The sequence below is a fragment of the Arthrobacter ramosus genome, from assembly GCF_039535095.1.
GTDB classification, from domain to species: Bacteria; Actinomycetota; Actinomycetes; order Actinomycetales; family Micrococcaceae; genus Arthrobacter; species Arthrobacter ramosus.
Genome location: NZ_BAAAWN010000001.1, coordinates 2896825 through 2921223, shown reverse-complemented (window position 1 = coordinate 2921223; position 24399 = coordinate 2896825). Strand labels below are relative to the sequence as shown.

The 24399-nt window shown below is 63.4% G+C and carries 24 protein-coding genes and 1 tRNA gene; 14 read left to right on the top strand and 11 right to left on the bottom strand.

The features are described from left to right. The first annotated feature begins 23 nt into the window (after positions 1–23). The gene (gene pyk, locus ABD742_RS13535; RefSeq protein ID WP_234750269.1) at positions 24–1523 is read left to right on the top strand and encodes a pyruvate kinase; all 1500 of its coding nucleotides are present in this window, start codon (positions 24–26) and stop codon (positions 1521–1523) included. A gap of 208 nt (positions 1524–1731) precedes the next feature. Here the strand turns inward: pyk and ABD742_RS13530 are convergent, their stop codons facing one another. Beyond that, on the bottom strand, positions 1732–2337 hold the full coding sequence (locus ABD742_RS13530) for an ANTAR domain-containing response regulator (protein ID WP_028266834.1): 606 nt from the start codon (positions 2335–2337) through the stop codon (positions 1732–1734). A gap of 196 nt (positions 2338–2533) precedes the next feature. Between ABD742_RS13530 and ABD742_RS13525 the strand changes: the two genes are divergently transcribed. Next, positions 2534–2615: transfer RNA gene (locus ABD742_RS13525), tRNA-Leu, on the top strand. 825 nt (positions 2616–3440) lie between these two features. On the opposite strand, the gene ABD742_RS13520 is transcribed toward ABD742_RS13525, so the two are convergent. Next, positions 3441–4058 (bottom strand): TetR/AcrR family transcriptional regulator, encoded by a 618-nt coding sequence (locus ABD742_RS13520; RefSeq protein ID WP_234750272.1) that lies wholly within the window; start codon positions 4056–4058, stop codon positions 3441–3443. 143 nt (positions 4059–4201) lie between these two features. On the opposite strand from ABD742_RS13520, the gene ABD742_RS13515 reads away from it, so the two are divergent. The 3 genes from ABD742_RS13515 to ABD742_RS13505 are packed head-to-tail and all read left to right on the top strand — an operon-like array spanning position 4202 to position 5631. Then, complete coding sequence (locus ABD742_RS13515) at positions 4202–4711, top strand: aldo/keto reductase (protein ID WP_268819002.1); 510 nt, start codon at positions 4202–4204, stop codon at positions 4709–4711. After that, on the top strand, positions 4708–5175 hold the full coding sequence (locus ABD742_RS13510; protein ID WP_268819003.1) for an aldo/keto reductase: 468 nt from the start codon (positions 4708–4710) through the stop codon (positions 5173–5175). Before ABD742_RS13515 ends, ABD742_RS13510 begins: the two co-directional genes overlap by 4 nt. 36 nt (positions 5176–5211) lie before the next feature. Beyond that, complete coding sequence (locus ABD742_RS13505) at positions 5212–5631, top strand: aldo/keto reductase (RefSeq protein WP_308193837.1); 420 nt, start codon at positions 5212–5214, stop codon at positions 5629–5631. 147 nt (positions 5632–5778) lie between these two features. Here ABD742_RS13505 and ABD742_RS13500 read toward each other — a convergent pair whose 3' ends face one another. From ABD742_RS13500 to ABD742_RS13470, 7 genes are all read right to left on the bottom strand, one after another. Further along, on the bottom strand, positions 5779–6636 hold the full coding sequence (locus ABD742_RS13500) for an MBL fold metallo-hydrolase (RefSeq protein ID WP_234750278.1): 858 nt from the start codon (positions 6634–6636) through the stop codon (positions 5779–5781). Between the two features lie 27 nt (positions 6637–6663). After that, positions 6664–7092 (bottom strand): tautomerase family protein, encoded by a 429-nt coding sequence (locus ABD742_RS13495; protein ID WP_234750281.1) that lies wholly within the window; start codon positions 7090–7092, stop codon positions 6664–6666. Between the two features lie 197 nt (positions 7093–7289). Continuing rightward, positions 7290–8144, bottom strand: a complete 855-nt coding sequence (locus ABD742_RS13490) for a fumarylacetoacetate hydrolase family protein (RefSeq protein ID WP_234750284.1) — start codon at positions 8142–8144, stop codon at positions 7290–7292. A 50-nt stretch (positions 8145–8194) separates the two neighbouring features. Then, a complete protein-coding gene (locus tag ABD742_RS13485) occupies positions 8195–9319 on the bottom strand; it encodes an ABC transporter permease (protein ID WP_234750287.1) in 1125 nt (374 codons plus the stop codon). Then, positions 9316–10899 (bottom strand): sugar ABC transporter ATP-binding protein, encoded by a 1584-nt coding sequence (locus ABD742_RS13480; protein WP_234750290.1) that lies wholly within the window; start codon positions 10897–10899, stop codon positions 9316–9318. The genes ABD742_RS13485 and ABD742_RS13480 overlap by 4 nt, the downstream gene beginning before the upstream one ends. Positions 10900–10948: 49 nt before the next feature. After that, positions 10949–12076 (bottom strand): sugar ABC transporter substrate-binding protein, encoded by a 1128-nt coding sequence (locus ABD742_RS13475; protein WP_234750294.1) that lies wholly within the window; start codon positions 12074–12076, stop codon positions 10949–10951. 621 nt (positions 12077–12697) lie between these two features. Next, positions 12698–13396, bottom strand: a complete 699-nt coding sequence (locus tag ABD742_RS13470; RefSeq protein WP_344788200.1) for a LysR family transcriptional regulator — start codon at positions 13394–13396, stop codon at positions 12698–12700. A 429-nt stretch (positions 13397–13825) separates the two neighbouring features. Between ABD742_RS13470 and ABD742_RS13465 the strand changes: the two genes are divergently transcribed. Genes ABD742_RS13465 through ABD742_RS13455 form a run of 3 tightly spaced genes read left to right on the top strand, consistent with a single transcriptional unit; the run spans position 13826 to position 16273 of the window. After that, positions 13826–14614: an enoyl-CoA hydratase/isomerase family protein gene (locus ABD742_RS13465; protein ID WP_234750297.1), complete on the top strand. Its 789-nt coding sequence runs from the start codon at positions 13826–13828 to the stop codon at positions 14612–14614. Between the two features lie 44 nt (positions 14615–14658). Next, on the top strand, positions 14659–15489 hold the full coding sequence (locus ABD742_RS13460) for an enoyl-CoA hydratase/isomerase family protein (RefSeq protein WP_234750299.1): 831 nt from the start codon (positions 14659–14661) through the stop codon (positions 15487–15489). 10 nt (positions 15490–15499) lie between these two features. Next, positions 15500–16273, top strand: coding sequence for an enoyl-CoA hydratase/isomerase family protein (locus ABD742_RS13455; RefSeq protein WP_234750304.1), 774 nt, complete (start codon positions 15500–15502; stop codon positions 16271–16273). Between the two features lie 143 nt (positions 16274–16416). Here ABD742_RS13455 and ABD742_RS13450 read toward each other — a convergent pair whose 3' ends face one another. After that, positions 16417–17058 (bottom strand): DNA-3-methyladenine glycosylase I, encoded by a 642-nt coding sequence (locus ABD742_RS13450; protein ID WP_234750307.1) that lies wholly within the window; start codon positions 17056–17058, stop codon positions 16417–16419. Positions 17059–17294: 236 nt separating this feature from the next. On the opposite strand from ABD742_RS13450, the gene ABD742_RS13445 reads away from it, so the two are divergent. Further along, on the top strand, positions 17295–18185 hold the full coding sequence (locus tag ABD742_RS13445; RefSeq protein WP_234750309.1) for a LysR substrate-binding domain-containing protein: 891 nt from the start codon (positions 17295–17297) through the stop codon (positions 18183–18185). Between the two features lie 51 nt (positions 18186–18236). Here the strand turns inward: ABD742_RS13445 and ABD742_RS13440 are convergent, their stop codons facing one another. Next, a complete protein-coding gene (locus tag ABD742_RS13440) occupies positions 18237–19565 on the bottom strand; it encodes a GMC family oxidoreductase (protein ID WP_344788196.1) in 1329 nt (442 codons plus the stop codon). Positions 19566–20300: 735 nt separating this feature from the next. Between ABD742_RS13440 and ABD742_RS13435 the strand changes: the two genes are divergently transcribed. The 5 genes from ABD742_RS13435 to ABD742_RS13415 are packed head-to-tail and all read left to right on the top strand — an operon-like array spanning position 20301 to position 24174. After that, positions 20301–21356 carry an alcohol dehydrogenase catalytic domain-containing protein gene (locus ABD742_RS13435; RefSeq protein WP_234750314.1) on the top strand — a complete coding sequence of 352 codons (1056 nt, stop codon included), beginning with the start codon at positions 20301–20303 and terminating at the stop codon, positions 21354–21356. 52 nt (positions 21357–21408) lie between these two features. Next, positions 21409–21846, top strand: a complete 438-nt coding sequence (locus ABD742_RS13430; protein WP_234750317.1) for a GlcG/HbpS family heme-binding protein — start codon at positions 21409–21411, stop codon at positions 21844–21846. Between the two features lie 44 nt (positions 21847–21890). Then, the gene (locus tag ABD742_RS13425) at positions 21891–23084 is read left to right on the top strand and encodes an LLM class flavin-dependent oxidoreductase (protein ID WP_234750320.1); all 1194 of its coding nucleotides are present in this window, start codon (positions 21891–21893) and stop codon (positions 23082–23084) included. Continuing rightward, complete coding sequence (locus ABD742_RS13420; protein WP_308193829.1) at positions 23081–23632, top strand: flavin reductase family protein; 552 nt, start codon at positions 23081–23083, stop codon at positions 23630–23632. Before ABD742_RS13425 ends, ABD742_RS13420 begins: the two co-directional genes overlap by 4 nt. Beyond that, the gene (locus ABD742_RS13415) at positions 23629–24174 is read left to right on the top strand and encodes an NADPH-dependent FMN reductase (protein ID WP_234750323.1); all 546 of its coding nucleotides are present in this window, start codon (positions 23629–23631) and stop codon (positions 24172–24174) included. The genes ABD742_RS13420 and ABD742_RS13415 overlap by 4 nt, the downstream gene beginning before the upstream one ends. The last annotated feature ends 225 nt before the right edge of the window (positions 24175–24399 follow it).

Sequence of the window (24399 nt, the reverse complement as noted above, 5' to 3'; positions counted from 1 at the left end):
CAGCACACTACTAGGGTAGGTATATGAGACGCGCAAAAATCGTGGCAACGTTCGGACCGGCAATTTCCAGCTTTGACAACACCCTCGCGGTGCTGGAAGCCGGCGTCGACGTCGCCCGCATGAACATGAGCCATGGCGACTACTCGGTACACGACACCACGTACGAGAACGTCCGCAAAGCCGCCGCCCAGCTCCACAAGCCGGTCGCCATCATGGCTGACCTGCAGGGCCCGAAGATCCGCTTGGGTCGATTTGTCGACGGCCCCCACGAACTCGCCGTCGGTGACACTTTCACCATCACCACCGAGGACGTCCTGGGTACCAAGGACATCTGCTCCACCACGCTCAAGAGCCTGACCGAAGACGTCAACGTCGGCGACGCACTGCTGATCGACGACGGCAAGGTGGCCCTTCGCGCCATCGAGGTTGACGACGTCAAGGTGGTCGCCACGGTGACTGTCGGTGGCTGGGTCTCCAACAACAAAGGCATCAACCTGCCCGGCGTTGCCGTCAATGTCCCCGCACTGAGCGAAAAGGACGAGGACGACCTCCGCTGGGCCATGAGGCGCGGTGTTGACCTGGTGGCATTGTCCTTCGTCCGTGATGCGTCCGACATCAAGCGCGTGCACGAAATCATGGACGAAGAGGGCCGCCGCGTGCCGGTGATCGCCAAGATCGAGAAGCCGCAGGCAGTGGAGCAGCTCCACGAAATCATCGACGCCTTCGACGCCATCATGGTTGCCCGTGGCGACCTCGGCGTGGAACTCCCGCTCGAGGAAGTGCCGATCGTCCAGAAGCGCGCCATCGAACTGGCACGCCGCTGGGCCAAGCCGGTCATCGTGGCCACCCAGGTGCTCGAATCGATGATCGACAACCCGCGCCCGACCCGTGCCGAGGCTTCGGACTGCGCCAACGCAGTGCTCGACGGCGCCGACGCAGTCATGCTCTCCGGCGAGACCAGCGTGGGCAAGTTCCCGATCGAGACGGTCAAGACCATGGCCCGGATCATCGAGTCCACAGAAGAGCACGGTCTTGAGCGCGTTCCTCCGCTCGGTACCAAGCCCAAGACCCGCGGTGGCGCCATCACGCGTGCCGCCGTCGAAATCGCCGACCAGCTGGACGCAAAGTACATCTGTACGTTCACCCAGTCCGGCGACTCGGCCCGCCGTCTGTCCCGCCTGCGGCCTGTGAAGCCGGTGTTCGCCTTCACCCCGGTGGAGCACGTCTGGAACCAGCTGGCGCTGACCTGGGGCATCCAGCCCGTCCTAGTCCCCATGGTGGGCCACACTGACGCCATGACGGCCCAGGTGGACCGCAGCCTCCTCGAGATGAAGATCGTGGAGAACGGCGACCTTGTGGTCATCGCGGCCGGTTCGCCTCCCGGACAGGCTGGTTCCACGAACTCGCTCAAGGTCCACAAGGTGGGCGACCTCGCGGACACTTCCCGCGTGGAAGAAGCCGCAGCCCGCAAGGAAAAGGTCGGACCGTGGCCGGAAAAGAAGAAGGCCAAGTCCAAGGCCTGATCTTTTCGGATTAGCTTTTCGGATCAAGCAGGGGGGCTCCGCCGTTTGGCGGGGCCTCCTTTGCTTTGTTTGGGGCCAGGTGGTGTCCGGGGCGGGTGCTGGCGCTGTCCGGGGGCGCCGGCCGGAGGGCCGGGGACCCGGGGGCGAGCCGGGACGGCGAAGGGCGCCGCTCCACGTGGAAGCGGCGCCCTTCGCGGGGGAGTGAGTGCTAGTTGACCTGGTTGATGATGGTCTCGGCGACCTCGCGCATGCTGAGTCGACGGTCCATGGAGGTCTTCTGGATCCAGCGGAATGCTTCCGGCTCCGTGAGACCCATCTTGGTGGTCAGGAGGCTCTTGGCCCGCTCCACAAGCTTGCGCGTGGCGAACTGCTCCTGAAGGTCGGACACCTCGTTCTCGAGCGCCTTGATCTCCTCGTGCCGGGACAATGCGATCTCGATTGCGGGGATCAAATCGGCAGGAGTGAAAGGCTTGACGACGTAGGCCATGGCCCCGGCGTCGCGCGCGCGCTCCACGAGCTCCTTCTGGCTGAACGCCGTCAGGAGGACCACGGGAGCGATCCTCGCCTTGACGATCTTCTCCGCGGCAGAGATACCGTCCATGACAGGCATCTTGACATCCATGAGGACCAGATCCGGCTTCAGCTCCTCGGCCAGCTGGACAGCCTTCTCACCGTTGTCGGCCTCACCGACAACGTCGTAGCCTTCGCCCTTCAAGATCTCGATAATGTCCAGGCGGATGAGGGTCTCATCCTCTGCGACAACTACTCGGCGTGCCGGCTGGGATGCGGGCTTGGACTCCGTCTGTTCTGACACGGGATCTCCTTCAAGACGTACGGCGGGTTCTCAACCATCTTAGTTGCACCCGGTCCCTGCGTATGATTTATTGCTCGGCCGAGCCGGTTCTGGAAATTAGCCTATCTGCATGTAGAGTAGTTTCGCGCACTGCAACAGGGAGCGTTGAGTTCTGTGAAGAGCTCGACGTCGGTTAGTCTTGTTTCGGTGTTTCCGCGCCCGAGTGGCGGAATTGGCAGACGCGCCGCACTCAAAATGCGGTATCGAAAGGTGTGTGGGTTCGAGTCCCACCTCGGGCACAGCATGACCCCTCGTCAGAGGGGGTTTTTGCTTTAACGTGTGTACAAAGCTTGTGGTGGCCTCCCTCTGACGCTAAGTTCGCGGGCTTTGGCCTGGCCGCCGCGGTGGCCTCTTCAGGTGTGTGGGGTGGCGGGTTCAGGGCCCTGGCTGGTGGGCCTCCCGCCTGCTGTGGGTGGGGTTATGCGGTTCCTCGTTCCGGTTCGGTCGGGTTGGTCGTGGATGGCCAACACCTGTTCATGGGGATGGGGTGCAGGTACGACATGATGAAACCGATTTTGTTGGGGAACGGTTCTCGGAAGGTTGCTCGTGTCTATCCGGGGAACTGTGTGGGTGAGTTGGTCCTGTCAAAGCGGGTGTGGACACTGTCAACACTCATGTCTGCTTTATCGACGCGGCGATGAGCGTAGGCCATCCTCTCGGCACTTTGAATACTGGTGGGTATGGTTCGCTCAGGTCCCTCAGAGGTATCGCCATCTCGGGATTGCCCCGTGTAACACTCAGGTCATCGGCTTCGGCTCGCTGCGCGCGATCGTGAAGGCCGGTTCATCATCAACCGGAGAGGCACTCGGCGAGGTGGGGTCTTCCGTGAACAGGTTCGCGACGATTTCGGGTTACATTGCCTGCCTGCATGAAACCCCGAGGCTGCGGGGAAGCCACCAGCACCACCCACCTCACCACAGTCACTGGCCAGTAATATGCGTTGGCCCATATGGGTTATTAGTCGGTCGCTGGAAGGTTTCGGCAAATTTCAGAGGCTAGTTTGCCTACCCATCTGACTACTTTGGTTATTTGCTAGTTTGGGTGAAAGATCTCGGGTCCTGCTGTCACAGACGTCCCCAAGCGGCAATGGCTCGTTCGACATAGGTTGTGACGCTGGCGTGTATGTCCGTTTCGGGGTTGAGGAGCCATTGCAGGCCGATGCCGTCCATCACAGCAGTGAATAACCGCACTTCAATCTCAATCTGCGCAGGGGAGAGGTGAATGATGTCGCCAGCCTCGACCGCTTCCTGCAAATGCCCGGCGAGGGTTGCCAGGTTCGAGGTGTAGCGCCGGGTGATGAACGCGTGGCCTGGGTGGGCCGGACTTGAGGCTTCGGCCGCGATGCTGGTGAACAGTTCGAGCAGGCCGCGGTTATCCCGGTGGGCGGCCATGACCTCTGGCAGCCGGCGGAAATAGTCCAATCCGCTGATATCGGTGAGGCCGTTCTCCACGGTCCGTCGGTCCCATTCCTCCAGCACGGCCGTGAGCAGGCCTTCTTTGCTGCCGAAGTGCTGGATCAGGGTGGCGTGGTTGACGCCGGCCTGCTCGGCAATCGTGCGGAGGGAGCCGCCGGCGAAGCCGTGTTCGCCGAAGACGTCCATCGCGATGCCGATGAGTTGCTCGCGTCGGCGGACCCCTGTGCGGTAAGGGCCCCGTGTTCTCGTCTCTGCGCTTTCTGGCATGTCACTACTTTCTCACGACCATTGCCGAAATATAACCAGTCGGTTAGTGTTTAGGTTCGACGCGGCTCACAGCCGCTCGGGACCTCGTTGACTGATCGCTCGCGTCAGCTCGGTTCTGAAACTCGCAGATGGGAACCCTTGAGATGAAGTATTCCGTTCTCGGCCCGACCGGCGTGCGCGTGTCCCGCATCTGCGTGGGCACGGCGACCTTCGGAGTGGCACCGAGCGCACACGAAGCCGATGACGTCGTGGGGACGGCCCTGGATCTGGGTATCAACTTCTTCGACACCGCGGATGTCTACGGCTCGACGTCGACGTTCGACCGCCCCGGCGCTCCGCCGGCCGCAGAGCGGGAGTCTGCCGAGGAGATCCTCGGCCGCTCCCTCGCCGGTCGGCGGGATGAGGTGGTGCTGGCGACCAAGTCGGGGGAGTGGAGGTTCGATCCGGATGCCGGTCTTTCGCGCCGCTACATCATCCAACAGGTCGACCAGAGCCTGCGCCGGCTGAGCACTGACCGCATCGACCTCTATTACGCGCATTTCCCGGATCCGAACACCCCCCTCGAGCAGACACTTGGGGTCTACGACGATCTGATCCGGCAGGGGAAGCTGCGCGGTATGTCGCTTTGTCCAATCACACGGCCTGGCAGATGACCGAGGCCCTGTGGATCGCCGATCACCGCCGGCTGGTCTCCGCCCCCGTTGCCGCGCAGGTGATGTACAGCCTCCTGGACCGAAGCGCCGAAAACGAGCTCGGCGCCGCCTGCGTGAGGTTCGGTCTGTCGATCATTCCCTATGCGCCGCTGCACGGCGGTATCCTTGCCGACCTGTCGGTCCTGGACCGGCCGATCGCCGGAGGCAAGCGCTACGGCGGGCCCGGATACTCCGAAGCAGAGATCGCCGTCGCCCGCCAACTCGACCAACTGGCCCGCGAGTGGGGGCTGGGGATGCAGCAGGTCTCGCTGGCCTGGCTATTGTCCCGCCCGGCTGTGGCATCGGTGATCGTCGGAGCAGAGATGGCCGACGAGCTCCGCGCCAACTCCGCCGCAGCAGACGTCGAGCTCACCCAGGAACAGTTGGATGCGGTCTCGGCACTGACCGCCTCGACCTCGTCCTGAGCCAAACCTGCCGCGGAGCGCGAACCGGCCGATCAGATCCTCGGCCGTGCCCTGCGCGGACGCCGTGACGAGATGGTGATCGCCACCAAGTCCAATGCATCGTCGGGCTCGGCGTCAATGACCGGCTGTCACGCCGGCACATCACTACCCAGGTCGGAGGAGAGCCTACGGCGCTTGCAGGCAAATTCCATCGATCTCTACTACGCCCACGACATCGACCCGGACACCCCGCCGGAACAGACACCGGCGGTCTATGACGACCTGATCCGGCAAGGAAAGATCCGATACGTCGGACTATCCAACCGCCCGGCCTGGCAGGTCACCCGCGCGCTGTGGATCGCTGACGACCACCGCCCGCAAGCTCCCGTAGCCGCGCAGGTGAAGCACGACCTCATCGACAGCGACTATGGCTTCGCGCTTCCGGTCTTCGAGGTTGACCCGGCGATCCGCCAGTAACTCGCCGAAGCCGCGACGCGCAATGGAAATGTGCCGTGGCACTTTGTGAACAGACGCGATGGGGCAGTTTTGCCAAGTCGGCTCGGTTCGCGGCTGTGAGCGGGCGGATCGTGAGGCCATCCAGCGGAACTGCCCGGTCGCTGTCGTTCAGGCTCGGCGGGCGACTTCCGCTCGGGCTGAAATCCATAGCGTGTGCGGCTGGTCGCGTTCGCCGTGCAGATCGAGCATGCCGTGGACGAGATCGTCGACGGTGCCGCCACGGTTCGCAACGGCGGTGAAGTCTCGCAGGTACTGCTGGCTTGCCGAAAGGTTCCTGGGCAGATCCGGAGCACCCACGCTCTTGTGACCGGCAACCACGATCTTCGGGTTCAGTGCGGCGACCGCGTCGATGCTTGCAATCCAGGCCTCACGCTTCGCCTCGTCGGCTTCGTACATCATCATGTGAACGTTGTTGTAGACGACGTCGCCGCAGATGACCGCCTCCGACGACGGGACGTGGAAGATCGTCGAGCCCTCCACGTCGCCTTGCCCAACGTGGATGACCTTGACGACCTGGCCGTCGACGAGGATCTCGTCGTTCTCCAGCACCTCAGGGACGACCGGGGGCTCGGGGAGCTCCCCCGGGAAACGCGACGTCCAGTACTTCGTGGCTTTGTTGAACTCCACTTCCCACGCAGCTCGACCAGCGACTTCAGGAGCAGCGTAGCCGCGCGCCTCAGGGAAATGCTCGAGGAGCCGCGCGAGGCCGAGCCAGTGATCCGAGTGTCCGTGGGTGATGTAGATGCCGGTGATGTTCTTGCCGAAACCTTTGGCCCAAGCGGCGATCTCATTGGCATTGCCGAAGGTAAGCATGGCGTCGATCAGGATCCCCTCAGTCGCGCCCGAGATCAGCGTGCAGCTCATCGGGGCCCAAGTGGCCACCTCCCCCTCACCGAGCTGATCAGGACACTCATACGGGCGCATGGGACTGACGTAAACGTCAATCGAGAGAGGACTCGTGCTCATGACCCTTCCCTTTCTTCCTTGGTTGTTTCAGGCCTGCAGCTTGGCGATCTCCGCCCGGGCGGCGGCGACCAGCTCGCTGTTGAGGTGGGCGTGGCCCCACAGGCCCCAGCCGCCCTCTGGCGCTTCGGTGATGAGAACCCAGGTTCGCTCGCTCAAGGACCCGTCACCGGCTGACGCCGCGACAAGGTCCGTGAGTTGACGGACGACGGAGAGCTGCTTCTCGCGGTCCAGCGCGCCCGAGTTCGTGAGTACCTGAACGCGAACGTAGTTGTCCTCGCCGTCGACGTTCGCGATCGTCCCGGCGGGCAGCTCGTGCACGAAGGCCGCGGTGTTCTTCCGGAACATGGGGATGTCTGGGACCTTCTCGACCGCCATCACGGTCGCGGCGGCGTCCTGGGCGAGCTTGGCGGTGTCGGCGAAGGTGCCGACGGCAGCGTAGATATCGATCATGGGCATGGCGGGCCTCCGATTAGGATCAGGCAGATCGGTCATAGCGGGGTGTGACGAGTATAGGACGCTCGACCCGTCGTGAATATGACGGACGGCATGGAATTGCTCCATGGTCGCCTTGAGCGCAAATCCGACAGACATCAAAGGGCTTGGTCGCCGAGCCCCATCTTTGGTCTTCGGATACAGGCTGGTGCAGAGGGTTATCAGTCGGCAGCGAAGGTCTGGTGAAGCTCTCCGATCCCCTTCACCCACGACCGCAGGGATTCGCCAGGTTGCAAGAACCGCTGCGGATCTCGGCCGAGCCCGACCCCGGCCGGCGTGCCGGTGAAAATCAAGTCGCCGGGAAACAGCGTGATCGTCTTTGTCAGCTTTGCGATCAGTGCCGTCACGGAGAACACGAGGTCACGGGTTCGGCCCAGCTGGACGACCTCACCGTCGATCTCGCAGCCGAGTTCCAGATCGTTCTCGTCGTCCAACTCATCGGGCGTGACCAACCACGGGCCGACGGGAGAAAAGTTCGGGAAGGACTTTCCCAGGCTGAACTGTGGCAACTGTCCATGCAGCTGAGATCTGCGCTCCGATATGTCCTGGCCGACGCTGAGGCCTGCTACGAAGGTCCACGCATCTTCCTCGCGCACGTCCTTGGCGGCGCGCCCGATAACGACAACCAGCTCGACTTCCCAATCGACGTTTCCACCCTTCGGAAGCGCGACCGTCGCGTCAGGGCCAGTTAGGCTGGACACGAACTTGGTGAAGATCGGCGGTAGCGAATCGGGTACCTTGAACCCGGACTCGGCTGCATGCTCGCTGTAATTCAACCCGACTGCAACGATCTGTCGGGGGGTAGGCGACGGGCTGCCAAGCTCACTGCGCTGAAAGTGCGTGTCGGGGTTGTCGAGATTCGCGGTGCCGGCCCATTCGAGAAAGCTGTCCCAGTTCTCGTAGACGGACATCAACCCGGGTCCGAACTTGCCGCCGCTCGCATTCGCTACGTCGAGACCTCGGTTGTCAACCGCCGCAACGAGGACGGCCCGGTTGTTCACATTGGCAAGTCTCATGTCATTGTCCATTCATCCTGATGATTCGTACATAGTTTCCCACTTGGCATTTAGACCAGCTCCTTGTCTGTTGGGTTGGGACCCTCGTTCGACGAGGGCGCTGTGCTTCGGTCGCCCGGGGCAGTGAAACCGTCCCCGGAAGACGTCGAGATAAACATCGTCGGCGTCGTCTGGTCAGCCAGGCCCTGACGCTTGCCGAACCTGTCCAGCGCAATGGCGGCGATCAGTACCGCTCCGGTCACAACCGATTGCCAGAAGGTGGAGAGCTGCATGAGGTCGAAGGCGTTGCCCAGGACGGCCAAGACTCCGAGCCCGACCGCGGCGCGCCACATAGCTCCCTCGCCGCCCGAGAGTGCGATGCCTCCGGCCAGGACCACGGTGATCACTTGCAATTCGATCCCTGCGCCAATTGTCGAGTCACCTGTAGACAGGCGGGAGGCGATGATGGCGCCGCTGACTCCTGCTGCGACGCCGGCCAGAGCGTAGGTGCTCGTTCGCAGCGTTCGCGTCTTCAATCCTGAAAGCCGACTTGCTTCCTCGCCTCCGCCGACCGCGTAGATCTGCTTGCCGTAGACGGTACGTGAGAGGACAAATGCGCCTACGACAAGGGAGGCGAGCAGGATCCACACCGGAATGGGAACCCCGCCGACCGAGTCGGACCCCAGGTTCGTGAAGCTCGTGGTGGTCATGATCACCGGGATTCCTCCCGTCGCTACGAGCGCGAGGCCGCGAACGATGTACCCGGTTCCGAGCGTTGCGACAAAGGGGTTGACGTCGAGGACCGTGATGAGCAAGCCGTTGATGAGGCCGATCACGGCGCCCATGGCGGCGCAAACCAGCAGCGCTTCAGAGCTGCCCCAGTGTCCGCCAGTTCCGAGATACGCATAGAGGACACAGGCGGCGGCATAGGTCCCGCCGACCGAAAGATCGAACCCTCCAGCAATGACGACCAGGGTCATCGGCACGGCCATGATGGCGACCGGCGCCCACTGGAGGGCAAGATTGAGCAGGTTGCTCTGCGTGAGGAAGGAACTCTCCGCAGTACTGACCCCGACAACCAAAATAGCCAGGAGAAGGACCATGCCGTAGCGGAGGCCGACACTTCGCGACCCTGTCGAAAGACGGGCCAAGATGCTGCGTGGTTCGTTGGGCGCCGGAGCCGTCTGGGGTGTCATTTGCTCGTCCTTTCATTTGCCCTTGAGGGCGCGATTTCGTTCTCAGCCGGGGACGCCTCAGGTTCCGGGTCCTGTCCGAAGAGGGCCGCCAGGAGGGTGTGCGAATCGGGTACGGAGTAGCCGAAGTCCCGAACGATTGCGCCGTTCCGCACGGCTAGGACCCGATCGGAGTGCTCAAGGACCTCTTCAAGTTCAGAGGAAACGAAGATCACGGCCGCGCCCGTGTCGGCCAACTTCCTGAGCACCGAGTAGATCTCCTGCTTAGCCCCGACATCGACACCACGGGTCGGTTCGTCCACAAGGAAAACCGGGGCCCCTTCCGAGATCCACTTGCCCAGGACCGCCTTTTGCTGATTCCCTCCGGAGAGATTCAGCGCGCGCCGGCGCAACATTATCGACGGGAGCCCGACCTGGGCCGCCGAAGAAGCCGCGCGCTTTAGTGCCTCTCGGTCGGACCTGATGAAGAACCGGCTTGAAGTGCGCATCGTCGGAAGGTCGAGGTTGTCCGCAGTCGGAAGGCTGAGCACGAGGCCCTGATGCTTGCGGTCCTCCGGCGCAAGCACTATCCCGCACCGTCGCGCCGCAGCCGGGCTCCCGGGCCACCTCACAGCCTGCCCCGACACCCGAAGGGTGCCTGCAGAGGGGCCGCGCAGCCCTGCCAAGCAAGCCAGAATCGTCGAGCGACCCGAGCCCACGAGCCCTGCCAGACCGACGATCTCGCCCCGCTGTACCGAGAAGTTAAGTTCGGCCGACTGGGGAGAGACGCGCAGCCGCTGGACTTCGAGCGCAGGCTCGTTGCTCCGCAAAGGGAGTTGGCCTGCGCCGCCTTTGATGCCGGCCTGAGGTGTTCGACCAAGCATCGCGCGTATAAGAGCGGGCTTCGTCCACCCGTCGGCCGGCTTCTCGTCGATCTTCACACCGCCACGCAGTACGGCGACTGTATCGCTGACATCGAGGACTTCGTCGAGGTCGTGGGAAATGTAGATGATCGCCACGCCACGCCTCTTCAGTTCGCGAACGATCTCGTAGAGCCTTCGGCGTTCGCCCAGGGGGATCGAAGCCGTAGGCTCGTCAAGCACGAGCACCTTCGCCTTACCCTGAAGGGCGCGCATGATCTCCAAGCTTTGGGCCTCGGCAACCGACAACGCTCGTGCCGACTTATTTGCGGGGATCCGAACATCCAGCATCGCCGCCAGCTCGGCATAGCGGCGTTGCATCCGCCTCGTATCGAAGAGAGTGCCGAATCGAAGGATCGGCTGGCCAAGGAAGACGTTGTCCAGCGCTGTCATGGCAGGCACCGTCAAAAGCTCCTGGTGAACCACCCGGACGCCAGCGCGCCGAGCCCGGGCCGGACCCTGCCCAGTGGTGTCCTGACCGCCGACTTCCACTGTCCCGTGGCTTGGGCGTTCAGCACCGGAAAGAACCCTGACCACGGTTGACTTGCCGGCGCCATTCTCTCCGACGAGAGCCGTGACCGTTCCCGGGAGGACGGTGAGGTTGAAGTCCCGCAGCGCTACGACTCCCGGATATGCGCGGGACACCGCTCGAAGCCGGACGGCGGGGGAGCTTTCAGCATTCATGAATTTGCCTCCGAGTGGTGACGCGGTGCCCGGGTTGTCGCATTTCGCATTAGAACGGGTTGGCGACCTTCAGGGTCGCAGGCTGATCGGGCAGCTCCGGGAACCCCGCATTCTGAAACTGCTCAACGTTCGTCGCTTTCACTTCGAAGCCAAGCTTCGCCACCTTCGGATCCTTACTCAAATCGATGAATCCGAATGCCGGGACACCCTGGAACTCGTCCTTTCCGGTGATCTGCGCGATGACCGACTGGGTCCCCCGATATCCCTCTTCGTAGGGAAGGCCCGTGAAGCCGATCTGGTAGACGCCGCTCTTGATCCGTGCATAGCCCTGCACCTCCGACACCCAGTCGATGATCTTCACAGTGTCGGCGTGCCCCGCGGAGCTGAGCGCTGCGTAAGCGCCGTCCGTCATCCCGGAGTAGAGGCTGAAGAGGAGCTTCAGGTTTGGGTGAGCGGCGATCACTCCGGCGGTCTTCGCCAGCGCGGTGTTCGTCAGGTAGTCACCCGGAACGAAGCCGACGCTGGTCCACTGCGGGTGCTTGGCGGCGACGGCGTCCAGCGCAGCCTTGACCCGGCCGAAGTTCTGGTGCGCCGCTGGCGGGGCGATTACCGCGTACTCTCCGCCCTCGGGGTTGGCCTTGAAGGCGGCTTCGAAGTACTCCTGGAAAAGCTTGGGCGATTGCCACCCGGTGAAGGAGGTGCCCTTCATCGGATTCGCATACTCGTTCTGCCCGTACGCGGGATCGCATGCGGGCTGGTTGATCATCGCGACACGAATCCCAGCTCGCATCGCGTTCTGGATCTGCGTGCAGACCGTGCCCGGGGCGCCGCTCGCCATGATCACGAAACCGTCATACCGCTTCGCGTCGGTAGCCTGCTGAACCTGGCTGGCCTGCTTTGCTGCGTCGAACTCGGAGTCAAAGACGTCGACCTCGTAGCCGTTGGACTTCGCCGCATCAACGGCGCCCTTGATCTCGGTGACGGTGTAGTTATTTGTGTTCGTCGGCTGGAAGACCGCGATCCGCTTGGAATCGCTGGCCGCTTGGCCCGAGCCGGAGCCGTTGCCGCAAGCCGCCAGTGCGAGCGCAGCCGCAACACCCAGTATTGAGAGGAGCGCGCGCGATCGCGCTCTCTGGGCAGACGTCGCTGAAGCTTGCCAATCGAGTTTGTGCTGCAAGGGCTTTACCTCCGGGTTAGGGCCACCGATTCTTTGTCGGCAACGGCAAATGAAATCGCCGGCATGGATGGCGTTCGTTATTGTTCGTCGAGAGACGAAATGGCTGCGGTAAATGCTCAAAAAAATCGGTCTTAGTGAGAGGCCTTAGTGACAGGCCCTGAGCCTGGCGGACCGGCGAAGGCTTCACGAACGTCGCTGATCGGGCGACCGCCGGTACGGGCTTTTGTTTGCCGTTGCTATGTATTCCGTTTAGCTCGTGCCTGAGACTTTAGGCTGCATCCGTCCGCAAAATCAATATCCCGGCGAGACGACTCAGGTGGGTGACTGATAGCAGATGCATATCGATCGGTAGGGTGGTCGCCGCTGAGCTCCGGGAACGTCGATGGCTTGCTGGCTCGCCAGCGCGCAGGAGAGTCGACCTGGTCGACCAGCTCAACGAAACGTTTGCTGTGCAGGTTCTCGTCGTGATCCATGAGTGGAATCGCTATGGACTTGAAAAGGTGTGCATCAGCAGCGGGCAGGGTCCAGCCGCCCTGTTCGAAGCAGTCGACTGAATTCGCCGCAGCAGAAGACAATCCACGTCGTTCAGCCTGAGGCCGGCGTGTTCCGCGGTCGTGAGGCTCACCGCCGCCTCGTCGTTCTGGACGATGGCGTTGCCGGCGGTGACCGTTGCCTCGGCGTCAGACTCGAGCAGAACCGGTTTGGGCTTAGCCCGCGTTTCCACTGATGTGTCTGCGCATATCGACGACCATCGCCCGCGCTCACTTGGCGGCCACAGTCACGGGAATGATCTCCTCGGCCAGGATGCCGGAACGCTGGGCGGAAATCGTCCGCTGGTGCGTTGCGAAGGCCAACTCGTCCGGCCAAGCGCGGGATTGCGCAGTCCCGGCACGGATTCTCCAGACGGACGATGGCGAGGTCCAGGTCGCGGTCGAGAACGGCGCGAAGTGCCTGTTCCCCGCAAGTCGTGCGCGAAGGATGAGGTCGACTCCGGGACAGCGTGTTCTCGAACAACACGACTGAGGCTTCCCACAACAGTATGCGATGAAGGACCAGCGAACCCCACCCCCCGCGAACTCCCCGCCCGCCGCGCGGCCCGCAAAGCTGTCCACTACGTACTGGGCTGGCTCCACCAGGGGCTTCGCCTGCGCTGGCCAGGATAACGCTTCGGGTCGTCCGGTCGAAGAGGTGTGCGCCGAGATGGGGCTCGAGCCGCTTGATAATGCGACTCAACGGCGGCTGGGCGATGTGAAGGCGTTGGGTGGCCCGGCCGAAATGGAGCGCTTCCGCAACCGCAAGGAATAGCTCGAGTTGTTGCACGTCCAAGCCCACACTGATGCATCAATACTCCGAGAATATCGATACTTCAAGGATTAGGTATTGGACGCGCGACGGCCGTGTACGGGATGCTCAAGCAAGTAGCCGTCGGTTCCGTCAGCGGCCGCATCGAGGGGCGAACCGACAGCCCGTACAAGGTCGCCCGTGCACGCTTAGGAAGGCTTCGACATGGAGGCAAGCGAGTTTGGGGCCATCCTCGACGCGGTCCGGACGCTTGTGCGCAAGGATGTGGTCTCGGCCCCCTCTTCCGGCTCCATGAAGGCACGATCGAGATCCAGAAGCTCATCATCGCGAAGCAACTGGTGCGGCATTCAGGGGGTAACACCGATCCGACCGATACGTGTCACCGGGTCGACCACGACTGAGTTCGACCAAGTTCGGCGCCCGGACGGCGCCACGAAAGGAGCAACAGTGAGCGACTACGGACAGTTTCAGAGCCTGGCCATCGATCGAGTCTCAGACGGCGTGTTGCGCATCATGATCGACGGTCCAGATCTGAACGCCGTAAGCCCTCAGATGCACCGCGACCTCGCTGACATCTGGCCTGTCATCGACAAGGACGAATCAGTGCGCGCCGTGCTGGTCCGAGGCGCCGGGGAGCGGGCATTCTCGGCAGGAGGCAGCTTCGACATGATCGAAGCGATGACCGAGGACTGGCGCGCGCGCACCCAAGGGATGCGGGAGGCGCGCGATCTGGTCCGCAACATGGTCGAGTGCTCGGTGCCCGTGGTCTCGGCCATCAACGGACCCGCCGTCGGGGCCGGGCTCGTCGTGGCAATGCTTGCTGATATCTCGGTAGCCGGGCGCCGCGCCAAGATCATCGACGGGCATGTGCGCTTGGGTGTGGCCGCCGGCGACCACGCGGCCCTCGTGTGGCCACTGATGTGCGGCATGGCCAAGGCGAAGTACTATCTCCTCATGAACGAGGTTCTGACCGGCGAGGAGGCCGAGCGGATCGGCATGGTCTCGCTGTGTGTGGACGACGAGCAAGTCCAGGCTCGCGCACTCGAGATCGCCGAGGCCCTCGCCGCAGGCGCACCCACGGCGCAGCGGTGGACCAAGCAGGCCTTGAACGGTTGGTACCGGCAGGCCATGCCGCTCTTCGATGCCTCCCTTGGTCTGGAGTTCTACGGCTTCGGAGGCCCCGAGGTGCTCGAGGGACTGGCCTCCCACCGGGAGAAGCGCCCACCCACGTTCTAACGTCAATACCGTCCTGACCTCCGAGCAGCGAAAGGGGCAAGCCAATGCAGTTCTGGTCCACCGAACGTCGAGGCGCCGTCGAGATCGCTACGTTCTCGAACCCGCCATACAACTACCTCGACAAGGCGGTGATTGACGAACTCGAGCAGCTGGTCGACGACTGGCGCGAGCCGTCGATCCGGGCCGTCATCATCCAATCTCGGCCAGAGGACGCAGGCTTCTTCACGCAATACAGCGTTGAGGAGCTGGCTGGCCTGGCGAGCGACCCCGCCGCCTCGCGCTACGCCGGCGCACTCGTGCGCGGGTACAAGGTGATCTTCGACCGCATGACGGCCTTGCCGAAGGTCGTCATTGCGGCGATGAACGGAGACGCCATGGGAGGCGGATTCGAACTGACCCTGGCCTGCGACTTGCGGATCGGAGAGCGAGGAGACTACCGCTACGGGAATCCCGAGGTCCGCGCCGGCGTCGTCCCCGGCGCCGGCGGAACACAGAGGGTGACGCGACTCGTTGGCTTGGCTCGGGCGCTCGACTGGGTGCTTCGCGGACGCATCGTGAGGCCCGAGGTCGCCCTGGAGCTCGGACTCATACATGAGCTGGTCGATGACGCGCCTGCCCGCGCCCTGTCCCTCGCTGAGGAGCTGGCCTGTCTGCCCCCGATGGCCGTGGCGAACGCCAAGAGGTCTCTCTACCTCGGCGCGGATTCAAGCTTGCAAGCGGCCTTTGAGGTCGAGAACATGAACTGGACCGAGGTCGTGCAGTCCGACGACGCGAAGGTCGCGCTGAACGACTTCTTGAGCGTTGATCCTGCGGCTCGACGCGACTGGTTCGAATCCGAGAACTCTAAGAACTATCCCGAGTACTCGGGCCATTAGGAGGTGCGGAATGTCGTTCGCAACGTTTACGCAACACGACCAGCTCGGTGAGATCGTCATCGACAGTCCTCCGTCGAACTTGTTCAGCTCCGAGCTGCTTCGGGATATTACTTCCTCGATCGAACAAGCGGCGGGGAGCGACGCTCGCGCTCTGCTCCTTAGGGCCGAAGGCGACGACTTCTCGGCGGGCGCGGACGTGTCGATCTTCGTGGGCATTGGCGAGGTCCAGGCCGTCGCCCTTCAGGCCATGGTGCTGCGGCTGATCCATTCTCTGGAGAACCTGCCGTTCCCTACCCTGGCCCTTATCCAGGGTCAGTGCTACGCCGGCGCCCTTGAGCTGTGTCTCGCCTGTGACCTGATCTGGGCTGCCGAGGGCAGTCAGATTGGACAGATTGAGGCGGTTGCGGGCGGCATCCCGTATGCCGGGGGCACGCAGCGCATCGCGTCGCGGATCGGTGTAACGCGGGCTGCGGAGATGGTCTTGACCGCGGCAATCTTCCCGCCCGAGACCCTCGCATCGTGGGGGCTCATCAACCGGGTGCTGTCAAAGGATCGCCTGGCCACGGAGGGCCGTGATTTCGCGGAGGCACTCGCGCACGGACCCACTCGCGCTTACGCGACGACCAAACAACTTCTCCACACCTGGCGTTCCGGTGGAGTGACCGCGGCCGACCAGGTCAGCAAGGACCTGGGACCGGGAGTGATGCAGAGTGAGGACCTGCAGAACGGCATCGTGAGCCTTCAGCAAGACGGCCCTGGGCACGCAGTCTTCAACGGCCGCTGACATGCGTCACGCCTGCGGGCGTGGCCCTTCCGACGCACACTCATCGCTTGGGTTGCTGATATGTAAGCGCCAGCCCTCACCGGTCCGGTCTACCGACCCGGTAGCCAAAGGCAGGAGGTTCGCAGCCTTTGGGGCAGGGCCTCCTACAGCTTGTCTGAAGTTGTGTGGCCGCCGCTGAGGTCGTGGCCTCCGGACCTGTAGTCCGAAGCTCGGAAGCACCCGTGGAGGTGGTCGTTGACCACCCCGACGTTCTGCATGAACGCGTAGACGCTGGTCGGCCCTACGTAGCGGTAGCCCTGCGACTTCAGCTCCGCCGTCAGCGCCTCCGCCTGGGGGGTGGCAGTGGGGAGGTCGGACAGGTGGAGGGGAGCGCGCTTGCGCGAGCTCGCATAGCGCCGAACAAGCACCGGCAGTTGGGGCGAGGCCGAGATCATGACGCGGGCGTTGTCGACAGTCGCCCGGATCTTGCCACGGTTGCGGATGATGCTTTGGTCCTCTGCCAGACGCTCGATCTCAGGTTGCGTGAACGCCGCGACACGCGCCACGTCGAAGCCTTTGAACGCCTGTCGGAACCCATCCCGTTTGCTGAACACGACCCGCCAGCTCAGACCGCTCTGGAAGACACCCAACGTGAGCGCTTCGAACAACGCAGACTCATCGTAGGTTCTCGTACCCCAAACCTCGTCATGGTAGCGAGCGAGTCCGCCCTCAGAATCGCCCGCCCAACCACAGCGAGGTATGCCGTCCGCGCCAACGGTCACGTCAATGCCGACAAGGTGTGCCATGCCCAATCCACTCGTTTCCGGTCGGCCCATTCTAGAACGGCGTCGACGCTCCAATACCGGGTCTTCCGCCGGCCCAACGGAAAGCCGCGCCTGCCGTCGTCCAGAAGCTTACCTCTACCGAATCCCTCGTTCACGTGATCTGTGGACGACGCCGCGACTTGTCGGACAAGACTGTCAAGGTTCAGAGCATTTCGATATCAGTTGACGCTTCGTAGACACTCTCGTAGTCTTGATTGATGGAACTTCGCCAGCTGCGGTACTTCGTCGCCGTCGCAGAGCATCTGCACTTTGGTCGCGCGGCTAAGGCGCTCAATATGGCGCAGCCGCCTTTGAGCCAGCAGATCATGCGGCTCGAGCGTGCTCTGGGCGTCCAGCTCTTCGAGAGGTCAAGCCGCCAAGTCGAATTGACCGAGAGCGGCCGAATCCTGCTCGAAGTCTCACGTGACGTCATCGGCCAGACCGACCACCTGCAGCACGTCGCGGAGGCGCTGCGGCTGGGGGAGGCGGGCCGGGTCCGTATCGGGTTCGTGGCTTCGGTGATGAACTGGGGTCTCGGGTCCAGGCTCAAGGCATTCCGGGCTCGCTACCCGAACGCTCAGGTCACGGCGACGCAGATGCCCGTAGCCGACCAAGTCGCCGCCCTCCAAAGTGCGGACATCGACGTCGGCTTCACGATGGCAAGGCTCAATTACGACGACCTGCAGGTGCTTGACATCGCGGAGGTGCCCCTGAAGGCGGTGCTGCCCTCCGACCACCCGCTCGCTGGCAGCGGACGAGTTCGGCTCAGCGACCTCGCCTCCGAGACTGTCATCAGCTTCCATCGCGCCCCGGACTCACACGTCGAGGACTTCATCTCGATGGCATGCCACCAAGCAGGCTTCATCCCTCGCCTGACCTTCGTCGGTGCGCAGAGTCATACGATCATTCACATGGTTGGGGCCGGCTTCGGGGTCAGCGTGCTCCCGGAATGTGATGAGGTAATGGGGGCCAGGGGCGTTGTCTTCGCCGAGATCGAGCCGCCTGTACCGACGATCAGGTTCTCGGTTGTGCGGCCCCGCCGCCGAGTCGCGCCACTCGTGAACCGGCTGATAACCCTCGTCACCGACCCGGACTTCGAATCGCTCTGACCGCCCGTCGCGCAGTCATCGCGTGAGATCAGTGGCGCGCAAAGCCAGGCGTCACGCCTGCCCGAGCATGAACTCGCTGCAGCGCTGGGCGATCATCAAAGTCGGCGCATTGGTATTCGCGACCGGGACCGTCGGCATCACAGAAGCGTCGGCGACCCGCAGGTTGTCCACGCCTCGCACGCGCAACGTCGGGTCGACAACCGCCGAATCATCGCTGCCCATGCGGCAAGTCCCAACCGCGTGGAACCACGTGTCCATAGCCTTTCGGACGTACCGGCGCAACGCGTCTCGGTCGCGGACATCCGGACCTGGAACGACCTCGACGCCAGTCCAGTCTCTAAGTCCTTGGCCGCGGGCCAGTTCCCGGGAGAGCCCGATCGCGCCGACCAATCCGTCCAGATCCGACCCTGCAGCCAGGTACTGGGGGTCGATCAGGGGCGGGTCCGTGGGCGACGCCGACCTCAGGGACACGCTGCCTCGGCTCTCCGGGGTCGTCCAAGACGGGTAGAAGGTGAAGGAATTAGGGGGAGCCGAGAATCCCTCAGCGACGTACGGCATGTGAGTGACTCCAAACTGCACTTGCGGCTTCGGCGCCGCTTCGTCCAAGCACGCAAACATGGCGAACTCGCTGCCCTGGTTGACGGCCGGCGGGATCGGTCGCTTGGCCGTGAAGGTGACCCCGATGCCAGGGTGATCGTGTAGGTTTGCGCCAACCTCGGGAGACTCCACGGCCACCGGTATCCCGTGCGATTCGAGCTGGGCCACGGGCCCGATCCCTGAAAGCATCAGGAGCTTGGGAGACTCGATCACACCAGCGCAAAGCACTGCCTCGGCACGCACGGCAGCGAGTCGCGTCCGATTCCCGTTCACGTACTCTATGGCGCGCACCCGCCCGGCTTCGACGACAAGCCGGGTGACCTGGGCTGATGTGCGCACGGTGAGATTCGGACGGCCGATCGCAGGTCGGAGGAACGCGACGGCCGAGCTAACCCGCGTGCCTTTTGAGATGGCGAGCTGGTTCCAACCTGCCCCGTTGACGTCCTTGCCGTTGAAGTCGGAGTTGAAGGGGAAGCCCAGGTCCAGAGCTGCCTCAAGGACTGCCTCTGACAAGGGGTTGACCGACTCCGGAATCGTCAAAGAAAGGCGGCCGCCAGATCCGTGGTACCCGGGATCGCCGGCTGCGAAGTCCTCGATCGCAACGAACGCTGGGAGGACGGCGTCGTAATCCCAACCGAGGCAGCCCGAGCGCGCCCAGCTGTCGTAGTCGACGCGGCACCCTCGCATGTGGACCATGGCGTTGATTGAGCTGCTCCCGCCCAGAACACGGCCGCGGGGCCAGCGGATGCGACGACCGTCCGCGTTGCTCTGCGGTTCAGTCACGTATCCCCAGTCCACTTCACTCCCGAGGAGCTCGGTCCAGCGGCGAGGGTCGGAGATCAGAGGGTTCGAGTCCTCGCTCCCGGCCTCGAGGAGCAGAACCGAGTACTGCCGTCAGCGGACAGCCGCTCGGCCACCAAGCAACCAGCAGAACCAGCCCCGACGACGATGTAGTCGAACGCTTCCATCAAGACCTCCAGTTTCGAGCATTGGCATCGGCACGCTCTTTCGGCCTGACCCCGGTATCGGGCGAACATGCCCGGGTCATCGGGCTGCCGCGGAGCAGTTTGCCGACTGCTGCGAAGGCCTCTGTCGGCAGCCCCCAGCCGCGTTAGAGCTTCATGCCTTACCAACGAGCATCGGCCCTGCAGCGACTGCGATGCAACATCTGCGCGATATCAATTGCAACAGGTTCAATATTGAGCGTGTCTTGCCAGGCCGAGGACGGCTGGCAAGATTGCGACGCCGCAGGCGGCCCCGGCAAGCCGCATCGGCAGGTGGCGGGACGGCACGTCGCACTTCAGACGAAGTATCGCTCGAGGGCAATATTCTCGGCAACGGGAACCGCCGCACCGAAGCTTTCACGCTCGGCGAACTTTGGTTGCCGCGCTGGCGGGAAGGGGTCCCGGCGCCGCGAGAGGGGCGTCGAAACGCCACGCAGCAAGACCGATATGGTCTCAGTGGAGTCCAAATGGATATCGTACAGCTCTTGTGATCCAGGTCTCTCCGGGAGTTCACTTGAAGAAATCAGATTCGGAGGTCCAGATGCTAGGCGCAGTAATTCCAGAGTTCGGCGAGATCAAGGTCGTTGAGGTCGACGACCCTCAGGTCCGCTCCGCCACTGACGTTGTCGTCAAGGTGGCCGCGGCCGGCGTTTGTCGAACGGATCTTGACACGATCGACGGGGCACTGGCGTCCGTCTACGGTGCGCCGCAGTTCCCCTACATCCCCGGGCACGAGACAGTCGGATGGGTTGAGGCAGTGGGTTCTAGCGTTACGACGGTGGCACCAGGCGATGCTGTGCTCCTGCACCCCTTCGTCACCTGCGGTCGCTGCGATGGATGTCGGGCGGGGCGCGACATGTACTGCACCGACAGTCGGTTTCCGGGCGTCGATGCCAAGACGTGGGGCGGCTTCGCCGAGTACGTCGTGACCGGCGAACGCGCGGTGATCCCGCTCCAGGATGGGGCCGATCTTCTTGAGCTCGCGGGGTACGCGGACGCGGGACTCACCGCGTACCACGCCATCAAGCGACTCCTGCCAAGCGTCGAGCCCAACGGGACGATCGTTGCGATCGGGGTGGGCGGAGTGGGCCACTTCGGGGTGCAGTTGCTGCGGCGCATGTCGTCTTGCACCGTGATCAGCCTCGACACCGATCCGGCTCGCGCCGCACTCGCCGAGGAGCTCGGGGCACACCAGTCCTTCAGTGGCTCGCTGGAGTCGATGGCCGCTGAGGTCGCCGGAGCCACCGGTGGCGGGGCCGACGCGGTGATCGACTTCGCCGGGATCGGCCCGGGCCCGGTGAGCCTGCTCGACTTCGTCCGCAAGGGCGGGGCGATCTCGCTCGTCGGGGCGAGCGACCCCGTGTCGATCGACATCGTGCGCGCCCTCGTTCAGGAAGTCACCATCGTGGGGAACCTGGTCGGCACGTACACGGAGCTGAAAGAGCTCGTGAGCTTCCAGAAAAGCGGGCTCCGCTCGCTTCACACGCGATACGCGCTCTCCGACGTGGAGGCAGCAATCGACGACCTTCGAAACGGGCGAGTCGTCGGCCGCGCCGTACTCGTCCCGTGACATCCGGACCATCCGATTCAACATCTAACGCCAGAAAACAGGAGCTCCAAGAATGAGTAGCCCAGCAGTAACGCGGCTCAGCATCAGTGATTCGGCCGCTCAGCAAGTTATCGAGTCCGCAATTCGTGAGGCTCAGCGACTCGGCGTCGCAGCCGTCGTCGCCGTCGTTGACGAAAGCGGAGTCCTCAAAGCATTCCACCGGATGGACGGGTCCCTCCTCTCCATGGTGCAGGTTGCCCAGGACAAGGCCTTCTCCAGCGCGGCAACACGCCTCCCCACGGGCATGTGGTTTGAAGCCACCCGCCAGGACAAGGTATTCGAGTTCGGCATCTCGGCGATCAAGGGAATCTGCCCTCTCGCCGGCGGGGTCCCCATATCTCTTGACGGCCAGGTCATCGGGGCGGTCGGGGTCAGCGCCGGAACTCTCGAACAGGACGAGCAAATCGCCCAGACCGCGGCAGCCGCAGTCGGCTCCGCTCAACCCGCCTAATCATCCAAACACCACACTGATTTCACTAGAAGGAGATTAACGAAATGGTTCGCAAAAAGATTGAGCTCACCGACGAGCCGGTCGACCCGGGCGGCCAGCCAGAAACCCGGACCGGGGAGCCCCTGGAGCTCGGATTCTTCGCCTGGAACATCCGGGGCGGAATGACGATGTCCAAGGCAACGCTTCGGAACAACGATCGCGAGCGCGATTTCTGGAAGTGGCCGAATTCTCGCCGACTGGTTGAACAGGCTGAAGCGATCGGGTTCGACTACCAGGTGCCGTTCGGTCGCTGGGTGGGGTCCGGCGGTGAGACCGACTTCAATGGGGCAGCACTTGACTTCCTCGCTTCGGCGGCAGCGACGGCGCCGATCACGAGTCGAATGGGACTGTTCTCGACGTGCCACATCACGTTCAAGTTCCACCCGCTTCACATTGCGAAGTTCGGTGCGACCATCGACCACATCTCCAACGGGCGGTGGGGCCTGAACATTGTGTCCGGCTACCAGGCGCAGGAAATGGCAGCGTTCGGGTTGGACCCGATCAGCCACGACGAGGCCTACGAGATGGCAGAGGAATTCACAGTGCTGATGAAGTACCTGTGGACCGAGCCGGAGCCGTTCGACTTCGAAGGGAAGTACTACCAGTCGTACGGCGCGGTCGTCGAGCCGCGGCCGACTCGCCGGCCCCGTCCCGTCCTCATGAACGCCGGCATGTCGACCCGGGGGCTGACGTTCGGGGCGCGCAATGTCGACTGGATTTTCACCCTAGCCGCTGACCTGGAGGGCTACCGGGCCAAGGTCGACGAAGCTCACTCTCTGGCCGGGAAGTATAACCGGAGCATCCGCGCCGCCACGATGAGTTGGGTCCTTCCCGAAGCTACGGACGAGCTCGCGCAGGAGAAGTTCGAGGAGCTGCGTTCGGAGATCGACCGCGAGGCACTGTTGGGGTACGCCCGGCAGCTCAAGGGCGTCGACCGGTGGAAGGACCAAGAGTCCCAGGAGCTGGACGACGACCCGTACGCCGGGCTTGGTCGGGAGTTCTACGAGAGCTACTCGCTCGGTTTCACCTCGCCCCAGCTGGTCGGATCCCCCGAGACCATCGCGGAGAAGATGCGCGCCCTGCACCAGGAGGCCGGCCTGGAGAGCCTCCTGCTGTGCTTCGAGGACCCACAGAAGGGCCTGCACACCATGGAGGACGACATCCTTCCCATTCTCAGGAAGATGGGCCTCCGGCGATGACTGCCTATCTTGCCGATCCGGACTTTGGAGATCTCGTGCACCCGGACTTCGGTATGCCCACCCGGAAGGATCCGAGCGAGTTCCGAACCGTGCTCGGACACTTCGTAACGGGCCTGACGATCGTTACCGCCATGACGGATGACGGCCCGGTGGGCTTCACGTGCCAGTCCTTCACGTCCCTGTCATTGGATCCACCTCTGGTCGTGCTGTGCGTGTCGAACACATCATCGACTTGGCCCCGCATCCGGGAGGCCGGACGGTTCTGCATCAACGTGCTGTCTGCACGACAGCGGGCGCTCAGTGACAAGTTTGCTCGGTCTCAGACCGACAAGTTCAGCGGTGTCTCGTTCGATTTGTCGCCGAACGGGGCTCCCTACCTGCCGGGTGCGGTCGCCTGGATCGACTGTGACCTCGAGGTGGAACACCCGGGCGGAGATCACACGATCGCGGTGGGCGCGGTCCGGAGTCTCGGAGCCCAGCCAGGAGCGCGGCCCCTGCTCTTCCACCGGGGGAAGTACTCGGAGGTCGGTGGGAAGGTCCAGGGATGACTCGAGTACTAGCGGTTGTCGGGTCCCCGGAAGCCGGCGGCAAATCAGCAACAGCTGCCCGGGCGGTTCTTGCAGGCGCCCGTGAAGCTGGCGCGGACGTGGAGCTCGTGGAGCTGGCAAGCGTTGAGTACGGCGAAAACCTCCACAACGCGCTCGAAGAGGCGGATGCCGTCGTGTTCGCTGCGCCGGTCTACCGGGCGCGAGCCGCGTTTCCCTTGAAGATGTTCCTGGACCGAGTTCCCCGGGGGATGTGGGGCGAGGCGAGTGCTCCCCTTCGGGGGAAAGCTTGTGCGGTGGTCCTCACAGGCGCAACCTGGCATCACTTCCTCGCACTCGACGACCTGCGCGGAGTTCTCGCAACCTTCTTTGCCGCCCAGGTCCTCTCGCCAGGCCTCTACCTGCCGAGCGATGCGTTCACCGACGCCAAGGAGCTTACACAAGACTGGGCCGATCTCGCGTACACCAATGGAGTCGCGTTGACCGACCTGGCGCGAGCCGTCCGAGACTCCAAGGCCATCAGCGCACTTCGGCCACTCGCGTGACCGAGAAGAGTCACGGAATTCAGGACCCCGGAATTCAGGACCTCGGACCAGGCTCGCCCGAGTTGGCGAACAAAATGTTCGAGTTCCTGAATTCTGTGCCAGCCGCCTTTCTGACAGAAATCGCGACCAGAACCGGTAGCACTGTCAAGGAGGTGGCGGCGTTACTCGCGGCTTCGCGGGGCAGGGCGGTCGTGGTTGCTCATTCAGCACCAGACCCTCATGTCA